Genomic DNA, 11162 nt, shown 5'->3' on the forward strand with positions numbered 1-11162 from the left:
AAATTACATGAATACTTTACTTGAAAACTATCAACAGCTACAAGCTGAAACGCCACGTCTAAGAGCCGTAGATGCTGCAGAAAAATTGGGTGTTAGTGAAGCTGAGTTACTTAACGCCATGGTTGGTGTAAATGTAACGAGTTTAGATCCAACTAAAATCCCAGAAATTTTAAAGACGTTTAAAAAGCTTGGCCATGTGATGGCGCTTACCCGTAATAACCATGTTGTAAATGAAATTAAAGGGGTTTATGAAAAACTCTACATTTCAGAGCGCAATGATAGCTTAATGGGCGTTGCCATTAACCCAGGTGGCATTGATTTAAGATTGTTTTTACATAAATGGCACAGTGTATTTTTGGTTGAATCTGAAAATCACTCAAGTATTCAGTTTTTTGATATTGCGGGTAAAGCCGTTCATAAAGTGTTTACCACAGCACAATCAAACATGTCTGAATTGCTTAATTTGAAAGAGCGTTTTAAGGTACCGGCTTATAAACTAACTGTAACATCAGAAGAAAAACCAACTCAGCTTTTGCGTGTACCGAGTGAAGAAGAACTCGCTGCGTTTAGAGCTGCATGGGCAAAACTTGAAGATGTTCACCTGTTTCCTAAGTTGCTAGATACACATAATCTTGGCCGTGTTCAGGCGTTGGAGCTAGTGGGTTCGCCATGGAGTTACGAAATTCCAAGCAATGTATTACCTGAAGTACTTGAAACAGTGAAAGCGCAAGCGCAAGAAATCATGGTGTTCGTGGGTAATCATGGCGCGGTGCAAATCTATTCAGGACAAGTTAACACATTAAAGCAAGTGGGTGAGTGGTATAACGTGCTCGACCCTATGTTTAACTTACATGCAAAAGCACAACAATTTGATCGCGCTTTTGTTGTAAGAAAACCAACAGATAATGGCGAAACGGTAGTCACCTCAATTGAGTTTTTTGACGCTCAAGGCGAGACCGTACTGACACTGTTTGGCCGCAGAACGGAAGGCAAAAAGCAAACCGAAGAATGGCAAACAATTTGCCATAATTTGACTGAAGAAAAGCTTGCTATGATAAGTTAACTAAAGGGAAACAATAAATTTTAGCAAGTGTTTACTAAAATGAGCATTGCGAAAATAAAGGGCAGTTGGTTTTGTTTAACTTTTAAATACAAATCAGCTGCCCTAGTTATTTGGCTTGTTTGCAGTATGAAAGTTAATATCAGTCCACTTAAAAGCTTTAACAACCTTTACAACTAGCATCGCAATCGATGGCGATATGTGATCAGGTTGAAACTGTAATTCGTAGTTATCTTTGTGTAAATAATAAAAAGATAACACTTTATGGAATATGGTAATTTTATCGACTGGTATAACGCCTTAGCAAAACCTGCCTGGACACCAACCCCGCAATTTATAGGGCTTGTTTGGCAAACCCTTTACCCAATTATTTTGCTGACCTTTGGATTTGTTTTTTTGCAAATTTTTAGAGGCAAACTACCGCGTATAATTGCCCTTCCTTTTATAGTAAATCTTTTAGCTAACATTGCTTTTACGCCAATTCAGTTTGGCCTTAGGAACCTTCCGCTTGCCTCTCTCGACATAGTAATTGTTTGGGCAAGTATTATTTGGCTGAGTTACAAGATATGGCCTTATTATAAATCGATCGCTCTGTTACAAGTTCCTTATTTTATTTGGGTATCAATAGCCACAATCTTACAGCTCTCCATCACTATTATGAACTGGTAAAAAGCGCTTTTAGTGCCTAATCACTTAACGCTTGAGACTGGTACAATGAGTTGGTAAGCTGCTTTATCATTAAAATAATAAAGGCATCAAAATGCAGGAATTTTTCGAAAAATATCCGATCCACACCAAAATTAATGTTGTATGGGGCGAAATGGATGCGTTAGGGCATGTAAACAATGTGTCTTATTTTCGCTATTTTGAAACAGCGCGAATCGATTTTTTAACACAAACGGGTTTACTTTCAGTGTTGTCTGACCCGACCAGCAGCCCAGTATTACGAGACACCTACGCACAATATAAACGCCCAGTTACCTTTCCTGATACTCTGTATATTGGCTCGTATATTACTGATATTAAAAGTGACCGTTTTACAATGCGCTATGAAGCGTTTAGCGAATCACAGCAGGCTATTTGCACCACAGGCTACGCAAATGTCGTAATGTTTAATATGAAAACAGGGCAAAAATCACCTATTTCAGAAGAAATGTTAGCGGTACTAAAACAGTACGAAAAAGATGAGTAAGCGGTGACTTTAATCTATTGACTACTTAAATTAATTCGTCAACTTAATAACTTTAACGAGCCCCGCACACTTGGCACAAGACGCCTGCTAACCGGCACTTCGGCACTATTTCTTAATACCAAGTGATTATTTGCTTTTTCATTAGTTGGTTTAGTTGAAAGCGAGCTAACTTGTTGTAAATTGACTACAAATGAGCGATGAACTCTTAAAAAATCATTAGGTAGGAGTGTTTCGAGCTGTTTTAATGTGCCGGAATAAAGCTTTTCTGTGTTATCGACTAAATGCAACTCAACGTAATCGCCCGAAGCTTTACAATAGGCAAGGTCGGCTACGTTGATTAATTCAAGCTTACCTGCAATAGATACTTCAATTTTTTGCGCTTTTGCTGGCTGGCTATTTTGCTTGAGTATGTATTCTAGCTTGGCGATTTTTTCTTTTTCTTGCTGCAAAATCAGTAAATGATGCTGATGCTCTGACGCCTGTTGCCAAAAGAAATAACACAGCAACATACCAATAAAAATAAAGTAAGTGATTTCATGGAAACTGGCCGCACTTAGCAAAATACTAACCGTGATCACCAATTGAACTAACAGCCATACTAGGTAATTCTGTTGCTTTGTTTTGAGCCACCCAATAAATAGCTGTATAACACCAATTATTAACGGGAAAAACACACCTGCTGTGGTTTTTGTATCAAATCCTGGCGCAAATAACACAACCAATAAGGTGATCACTAACCCACCGTAAAACCAATGAAACGCTGATTTTGCAAACACCTTTATTGATGTATAAAGCAATATACAAAGGCCAAATAAAAACGAACATGTTGTTACAACAATTAAACGAATATCATGCCAAAAATATTCATATTGAATAAAACCGCGCGATATTTCGGCGCATAATTGCAGCGCTGCGAGTAAACATAAAAACAAAAATATGCGATACGGTGAACGTTTTTCCGGTGAAAAACTGAGCTTTAGAAAATACACAGCACCAACTAAAAATGCGCCAAGCAAAATTAAACCAAGCCAGTTAAATGTTTGAATGAAACTTTGTGGCGATTTAAAGTGGCCAAAGCCAATGAAATGAATAGGGTGACTGAGCGTGATAACGCTGTGTTGTGCCGATAAATTCACTATAAGCTCATTACTTGATTGGCGAAATAGTTGCTCAGGCACGTAAAATACGGTGTCCATTCTCCCTGCCACTTCTTTATTATCAACAGCGGGAAAACCATTGTGCCCCAGTAGCTCACCATTTAAATAAATGCTTGATGCGCTTTTCGCAAATAAAAACAAACCGAGTGGCTTATTAATAGTGTTTAGTGCTTCTGGATATGGAAAAATAATTCTTAGCCAAAGATTGGTATTTTGTGGATCAACTTGTCCAAGGGTTGTGTCAATGCAGTGTGGTTCATTAAATCTAGGTTGGGTATTGTTGTTTGTAAGTTCACACACAGTGACAGCTTGATTATGGCTAAAGGGCAGTAGCTCGCTAGTATGAGCAATACAACTTGCGAACATTAAAAAGAATGACATCAGCCACTGAGTTTGTGCACTCATTTAGTATTTACCTTACTACCGTTTATCGAAAAAACACTACCGTTTAACGTATCTATATGAAAATCAATGCCTTTTAAAGGTTACTTCTGGCATGAGCCAGCAGCTTAACGCTTAATACACATAACGAACACAGGTTAAAAAACCGGAGAATGATTATGAAATTTAAGCTCGCTATTATAAGCACAATTACATTATTAAGTGAATTTTGCGCAGCGTCAGTAACTGCAGCATACGTTTTTCCAAACGAAAAGCAAATTGAGTTTGCTGCAATGAATGGAGTGAAAGTGGCTGCGTACGAAGGACATTATTTTGTAGCAGAAAATCGTAACAACCCAAAAAGTAGAACGATACGCCTGAATTATGTGCGCTTTCCTGCGACTGGAAAGTCGCATGGTGCGCCCATTGTTTACTTAGCGGGTGGGCCAGGCGGCTCGGGGATAAGCACTGCGAAAAGTAAACGATTTGAGCTATTTATGGCTCTTAGAGAATATGGTGACGTGATTGCACTCGATCAGCGTGGCACAGGGGTATCAGAGTCTGCACCTCCATGCGTTTCAAGTGTCACTATTGGGTTAACCGAGGTAATTTCAAAAACAGAAGTTGATGCAAGATATAAGCAAGCGGCACAAGAATGCTTTACTAACTGGCAAGCACAAGGCATTGATGTTTATGGCTATACTAGCGTGCAAAATGCGCTTGATATTCGTGATTTACGTAAGCACTTAAATGCAGATAAGGTAACTCTTTGGGGTATTTCGTACGGCAGCCACCTTGCGATGACCGCGCTAAAATATATGCCTGAAGAAATTGAAAAAGTGATAATTGCCAGTGCAGAAGGGCTTGATCAAACTGTAAAACTACCAAGTGAAACCGACGCTTATTTTTCGAATGTGCAAGGCATAATCAATAAACAAGCATTGAAAGAACAAGTACCTGATTTGCCAAAATTAATGAAGCGTGTGCATATGAAATTAGCCGCTAACCCTGTTACCGTGACTGTGCCTAAACGCGGTGGTGAGCCTTATACTTTACTCTTTCAAAAACATCATATGCAGATGTTAGCAAGCATGATGATTGCCGATCCAAACCAATACTTGGCAATGCTGATACAAGTGTATCAAGACCTCGACAAAGGCAACTATGCACTGTTACAGAATATTTTAGGTCGTGGCATATTTGCTGAGGAACAAATTCAATTTCGATTAATGTCACTTGCTATGGATGTTGCGTCGGGCATTTCAAACGAACGCCTCGCGAGAGTACGTGCCGAAGCAGAATCAAGTTTACTGGGTGAAGCGCTTAATTTCCCGATGCCAGCACTTGCCCTAGTCGATAAAAAACTCGATTTAGGTGATGACTTTAGAGCGCCATTAAAGAGCAATGTACCAACCTTACTGTTAACCGGTAGCCTCGATGGCAGAACCTATCCTAGTGAGCAAATTCAATCAGTTACAGGCTTGAGTAAACTTACTCAAGTAACAGTAACCAATGCAGGGCACAATTTATATACGGTTTCGCCCAAGGTGTTAGAGGTAATGCATGCGTTTATGAAGGATGAAAAAATAACCCAATCAAACATTGATCTACCAGAACCTAACTTGATGTTTGCTATGGGCAAATAAGGCTTTAGAAGTTATTGTTCATTAGAAGCAAATGCAAAAACCAATGCCAGCTTTGGGTGTGGAAATAGAAAGTTGGTAGGTATTAGCAAGAAATGTATAACGTAAATGGGGTCAACTAGTGACCCCAACATTTTTGTTAATTAGTTTTGATTAGGTTTGTTTTCTGCAAAATACTCATGGCTATCTGCAATTTGGTTTGCTTGATTTGGCATAGAAACCACTAAACTTTGTGCGCCAGATTGACCATAAACAATCTCCCCTCGTTCCTGCCACCGCAGTAAAGTGACTTAATTCATGCACAATTATCCCTGTTATTATTTTGAGTGCCTAATGGGGTCATTTAAATACAGCAGTTTTATTAATATAAAAGATGTGTTGATGTTTTTGGGATTACTATTGTTGCTAATGTTCACCATTTGCTATGAGCTTAACTATTAGCATACAGGAGCAAAGTTAGGTTTATTCACAATTGTTTTCTACACTTAACTATGATCTTCACACTATCGAAAATCATAATGCACGACACACAAGCTTTAAAAACAATACTTATTTTAGCATTGGCATTGAATGTTACTTGTTCATTAGCTGATGAGGAATCTCAGAAGTTCTACAACTTAGGAATTGAAGATTTACTCAAAATCCAAGTTTCTGTTGCTTCAGTTGAAGAAGAATCAATTACAGAAACTCCTGCAATTGTATCTCGATATGAGCGTATAGAGCTTGAAAAAATGGGCATAAATAATCTTAGGGATATGTTTAATTTTGTGCCTGGTGTGATTGTCCAAAGCTCCATAACTGGATTGGGTGCGGTTCAAATTCGTGGCATTGATGAGACGTTTAATCAAAAAGTGCTGTTTTTATTGGATGGTGTTCCTTACCACCAACCATCCCATTCGCTAATTCCACTTGATGGGATCCCGTGGGAATCTATCTCACATATCGAGGTGATTAGAGGGCCTGGAACTGTACTACATGGTACCCAAGCTTCAGGTGGCGTTATTAACGTAATTACTCAAGATAATACTGAGCAAAACACTCTGTATGCTAAAATAGGCAGCGATAAATTAACTCAAGCAAGTGGTTATATTACAGGTAATTTGGGTAATGAAAACCAAATTTATTTGGGCGGTGAGGTTAGACGAGAGGGGGGAGAAACGATTCAATATGAAGCGTATTTCCCAGATGTTGGCTTAATTATTGATGACGTATTTAGAGAACAAGAAAAAGAATCAGTTATTTTTAAATACACTCATAATAATACCCAGTTGTTAGCACATGCTTTCTCAGATAAAAACATGGGTATAAATGACGCTTATGCTGATGAACAGACATTGCAGCCTTTTATCACTGAAAGCGAAGCGTATCTTGTACATTTAAATACGCATTGGCAGAGCGATGATTTTTTTGGCAAATTTTATGCGGACTATAATTTTTATACTTTTGATTTTACGATAAAAAATCTATTTGCACCTAATGTTGATGCACTTGTTAAGAAAGAGGGAAGGGGTTCTAAAGATTATCGCTTGCGCTTAGGCACTGAAGTTAACTACCAATTTAATCCTCAAACACTGTGGACAGTGGGTTTTGAACACGAATCTCGCTCTTCCGATCGCTATAATTTATATATGTTAGAGCATCCAAATCAAGCGCTTGCTACATTAATTCCAGAGGATAAAATTGAAGAGCTTTCCGTATATTCTCAATTAGATATCACTAGGGGTCAGTGGCGATATATTTTGGGTGGGCGTTATATTGATCATGAACTAAGTGGCAGTCACTTTTCACCGCGATTGGGCGTTGTTTTTAATTATGATCAATTTCAAACCATTAAAATACTTTATTCAACAGGATATAATTCACCAAACCCATTACAAACTAATATTTTCTTGCCTGGCAACGTTGTAGGTAATCAAAGCCTCACAGCCGAAACGGTGTCGTCATTTGATATCGCTTATTCGTATGCTAAATCAAATTTATTGATTGTCGCTAACCTTTATAAGATGGATGCCGAAGACTTTATTATTAGGCGCCTTAGTGAGCCTTTAAATTCTGTTTCGTTTTTTAATGAAGGGTTTTATACACGCGAAGGAGCTGAGCTTGATTTTCAGCTAGTGTTTGATGAATTGACACTCTTTTCAAATTTAGCTTATGTTAAACAAGGAAATCAAAGATCTGTATCTGATCCTGACGCTTTTCGAATACCCAAGTTTACCTTTAGTGGTGGCTTCTCATATCATTTTTTTGATAGGCATTCAGTAGGGGCAAACTTATCATTTATAGATGAACGTGCTGGTTTAGGTGCTTATACTGTAATTGGCCTAAATTATACAGCCGCATTTGAACACTTCGACTTAGTCACGAGTATTAACAATGCGTCAAATAAAGTAATTAAAAACCCCAATAATAGCTCGCAAAATAGCTCCCTTGCTGCATTTGGAGATGTTGATGCAATCTATCAGATTGGCATTCGATTTAAATTTTGAATAGCTGTTTAATTACACTCATAATACTTTTAAAAAATACTTAGTATTTTGAATGAAAATAGTAAAGGTAAAGCTAAACCATTTAAAATAAAGCCAATTTATATTGTGTACACTTGGAGTTAGCATTACTCTTATGCAGTTATTTGATACCCAAAGATTAACTATTAGACATATAACACTTTCAGATAAAGCCAGCTTAACACCCCTATTAACAGATAAAAAAACCATGCAATACTCAATCAAGCAGTCGTTTACTGATAGTGAAGTTGATAGTTTTATAATCCAGATGATAAACACTTATGCAGAAGCACACTTTGGTTATTGGTTAGTCATTGAAAAAGAGACTGAGAAAGCAATTGGTTTATGTGGTTTGAATAGGCACCAAGTTGATGGGCTAAATATTCTACATCTTAATTATCGTCTTGGTAGTGACTTTTTGGGCAGAGGCTACGCTACAGAAATTGCATTAGGACTAAAAAATTACAGCGCTAATGTGTTAAATGAGCAAACAATATACGCAATGATTTTTCCATCAAATATTGAGTCAATTGCTGTTGTTAAAAGAGCTAACTTTGAGTTCTTAAAACAGACCGAATTCAAAGGTAATTTGGTGAATCTTTATAAAAATACCCTAGCATCATAGTTAAATAAGTAACTTTTAATCAAAGTGATGCTGTTCAATTACATCACAACATCAATAGACACCTTGAGCAGTTGCGATGCTTGATCAAACTCAATGTCGTAATGATGTAATTGCGATTCACATAATTGCGCAATAGTGTCTTTTAAAACAAAGTTAAGTGTTCCATCTTGGCCAAACCAAGTGTGTTTCGTTATATCTTTTAAATGTGGAAATCCAGTCATCTTGGCACTAATTAAAAGGTTTGTCAGGTGGTTAGCAGTATTTGTTTGCGCGTTGAGCTCGATATTACTTTCATAACGTGTATCGAGAATAATCGAGCGCATTAAAAACATAAATAGGCTTGCAAAAAGGGTTGGATTTACATTTGCCATTTCTTTGCCAGTAAGCCCATTTACTAATGTAATTTTGCGTTGTTTTAGCTGACTATTGAATAAATTATTAGCTGTTTCTATTACATCAGAAATTGAAACCGATTCTTTCTCTGAGCGCTCAAGCGTTTTGAAATCTTTAAGACTTGAGGTAAGTACCGATTTGTAGGATTCGATTTTACCTGCACGTTGATGAATTTCTTCACTCAGTTGATAAGCGTAGCTTGATTTCTTCGCGCTAGCTTGAATTTGCTCACTTAACTGCGAAATATTGGATGCTTCAACTTGGATTGACTCGAGTAAGTTATTTTCGAACTCTTTATTTTCATTGGCCTCTGCTGCCGCTTTGAGTACCGTGTCTTTGGTGTGAAGCAGCGCTTTTTTTAGGTTAATGATAAGATCGGTTCTTACCTCAATGTCTGCAAGGGCGTTTTGAATATCGACAATGTGCTTAAATCCGCGCTGCCTAAACTGATTAATAACCTTGGAGGAATACTCTGAGCTAACAATAATGACTTCGAGTTGCCCAGAATTTATAAATTTAAGAAGTTCATCTTGAAGCGTAATATGATTGGCAAGAGATGTATCGTCGACTACCAACACATCCAGTGTCTTATCGCTTCGCGCATGGATGATCCCATCACTGATCGCATTAAACGTTTTCGTTGAGTAGCTATTAAGTTGCGTGAGAACTGAGTTTAACGTGTGCTCTTCGTTAATACATACTCCAACGAGTGTTTGAAAAGATTCTCTAGTTTTTGGTATTGGAAAATGTCGTTTCTCTTTAGTAAGGGCGAGTTGAATTTTTTGTTCAAACATATTCATTGTAAAAGGTTTTACAATGTATTCGCTCACACCCATTGCAATGGCTTGTTTCACTAAATCATGCTCAATGATCCCTGAGACAATAATAAAAGGGGTGTCTGAGCCTACTTTGGCGCTTCGCACTTGTTTTAATAGCTCTAAGGTATCGTATTTTTCTGGATACCAGTCGCAAATAATTAGATCAGGTATCGCTCTTTGGAATTGATGCCATGCATTTGTGACATTTTTAAATAGATCGATATTTGAAAAGTGCAATTCATGCAAAATAGACAATAGCACACCATTCATTTCTGGCATTTGTTCTATCAGCATTATTTTCAGTGCGTTCTCTTTCATTTGAACAACCTCAATGCAGTAAGAACAAGTTATACCATTTTTTAAGGCTAATTTGATAACGAGACACTCCAAATAAACTAAAGCGATATTTAGGCGGTTATAAATACATTTTAATTATAGTCCTTCAAAAGTTGAGCGTACTAATTACCATTTATAAGAATGCAATTTGCTGAGCTGTTTACGTTGGAAAGTGCGTATTTTTTGCTTTACCAATCTCGCGATTGATCAGAGTTTTTAATGTATAAACCCAAGTTAGTTACTGTCAAATTAGCTTTAATATTTTATAGCGCAACTCTAAAAATTTATTCCCGTGTTTAAACCATTTATGTAACGCATTGCGTCTAATCTGAAAATTGAAATAAAAGTAATGGAATAATATGTTTCTTAGGTATTTTTTTATATTGATACTGTTTGTTGTTCACTCTGTATGTGCCAATGAACACATGCAAAATTTGCAAAATATGTTAACGCCAGCGCAGATGAAACAAGATTTAAATGCATGGCAAGACTTTGTGAATAACACTCACCCTGATTTAAGTATTCGCATTCAAAACACTGCAGCATTTGACAAGTCTCTCACCACTTTAAAGCAATCCATTACCAAACCAATGTCAGTGAATGCGTTTTTGTCAGAATTTGCATTGTTGAATAGCCAATTTAATGATGCACATATGTTAGTTTTTACCCGCAGCCAAAAAGGCCTTGCAAAAGAAGTGATTAATAATGGTGGGCTATTTCCATTTGAAGTTACGGTTAAAAACGGCAAAGTGTACCTTGCAAGTTTACTTGGAGGGCAACACAGCTCGTTTGCAAAAGCGGAGGTGATTAGCATTAATGAAAAGCCAATTAAGACCATATACACCGATCTTATGGCGCGTATGTACGGGGATACGGTTAAGCACCGCGAACGTTTATTATCTGATAAATTTGCACTGTTTTATTGGCTGTTTGTCAGTAAAGGAGATCAATTTAAGCTAACGCTTCAAAACGGCACCATCTCTCAAACGGTTGAAATGCCCGCATCTAAAACATTACCTAAATCGTTTAATGGCAAATCATTTGAGCAAACGT

9 protein-coding genes and 1 pseudogene are annotated in these 11162 nt (G+C 37.4%); 7 read left to right on the forward strand and 3 right to left on the reverse strand.

All coding sequences use genetic code 11. The features are described from left to right. Positions 1 to 7 precede the first annotated feature (7 nt). The 3 genes from ON073_RS15015 (at position 8) to ON073_RS15025 (ending at position 2252) form a co-directional block, all read left to right on the forward strand. On the forward strand, positions 8 to 1063 hold the full coding sequence (locus ON073_RS15015) for a hemin-degrading factor (RefSeq protein ID WP_274762693.1): 1056 nt from the start codon (positions 8 to 10) through the stop codon (positions 1061 to 1063). A gap of 261 nt (positions 1064 to 1324) precedes the next feature. Next, complete coding sequence (locus ON073_RS15020) at positions 1325 to 1729, forward strand: TspO/MBR family protein (protein WP_274762694.1); 405 nt, start codon at positions 1325 to 1327, stop codon at positions 1727 to 1729. A 91-nt stretch (positions 1730 to 1820) separates the two neighbouring features. Continuing rightward, on the forward strand, positions 1821 to 2252 hold the full coding sequence (locus ON073_RS15025; RefSeq protein ID WP_274762696.1) for an acyl-CoA thioesterase: 432 nt from the start codon (positions 1821 to 1823) through the stop codon (positions 2250 to 2252). 38 nt (positions 2253 to 2290) lie between these two features. Here the strand turns inward: ON073_RS15025 and ON073_RS15030 are convergent, their stop codons facing one another. After that, a complete protein-coding gene (locus ON073_RS15030; RefSeq protein ID WP_274762697.1) occupies positions 2291 to 3814 on the reverse strand; it encodes a LytR/AlgR family response regulator transcription factor in 1524 nt (507 codons plus the stop codon). A gap of 155 nt (positions 3815 to 3969) precedes the next feature. Between ON073_RS15030 and ON073_RS15035 the strand changes: the two genes are divergently transcribed. After that, on the forward strand, positions 3970 to 5436 hold the full coding sequence (locus ON073_RS15035; protein WP_274762699.1) for an alpha/beta fold hydrolase: 1467 nt from the start codon (positions 3970 to 3972) through the stop codon (positions 5434 to 5436). Between the two features lie 140 nt (positions 5437 to 5576). On the opposite strand, the pseudogene ON073_RS15040 reads toward ON073_RS15035, so the two are convergent. Then, positions 5577 to 5745, reverse strand: a pseudogene (locus ON073_RS15040) (M35 family metallo-endopeptidase); the annotation flags it as partial. Positions 5746 to 5924: 179 nt separating this feature from the next. Here ON073_RS15040 and ON073_RS15045 point away from each other — a divergent pair. Beyond that, positions 5925 to 7919, forward strand: a complete 1995-nt coding sequence (locus ON073_RS15045) for a TonB-dependent receptor plug domain-containing protein (protein ID WP_274762701.1) — start codon at positions 5925 to 5927, stop codon at positions 7917 to 7919. 133 nt (positions 7920 to 8052) lie between these two features. Next, positions 8053 to 8562 carry a GNAT family N-acetyltransferase gene (locus tag ON073_RS15050; RefSeq protein WP_274762702.1) on the forward strand — a complete coding sequence of 170 codons (510 nt, stop codon included), beginning with the start codon at positions 8053 to 8055 and terminating at the stop codon, positions 8560 to 8562. 38 nt (positions 8563 to 8600) lie between these two features. On the opposite strand, the gene ON073_RS15055 is transcribed toward ON073_RS15050, so the two are convergent. Beyond that, positions 8601 to 10091, reverse strand: coding sequence for a response regulator (locus tag ON073_RS15055; protein WP_274762703.1), 1491 nt, complete (start codon positions 10089 to 10091; stop codon positions 8601 to 8603). 443 nt (positions 10092 to 10534) lie between these two features. Between ON073_RS15055 and ON073_RS15060 the strand changes: the two genes are divergently transcribed. Next, positions 10535 to 11162 (forward strand): hypothetical protein (locus ON073_RS15060; RefSeq protein ID WP_274762704.1); only part of this gene is annotated, 628 nt, incomplete at its 3' end.

The sequence above is a fragment of the Pseudoalteromonas sp. G4 genome (assembly GCF_028875915.1).
In the GTDB taxonomy this organism is placed as follows: Bacteria; Pseudomonadota; Gammaproteobacteria; order Enterobacterales; family Alteromonadaceae; genus Pseudoalteromonas.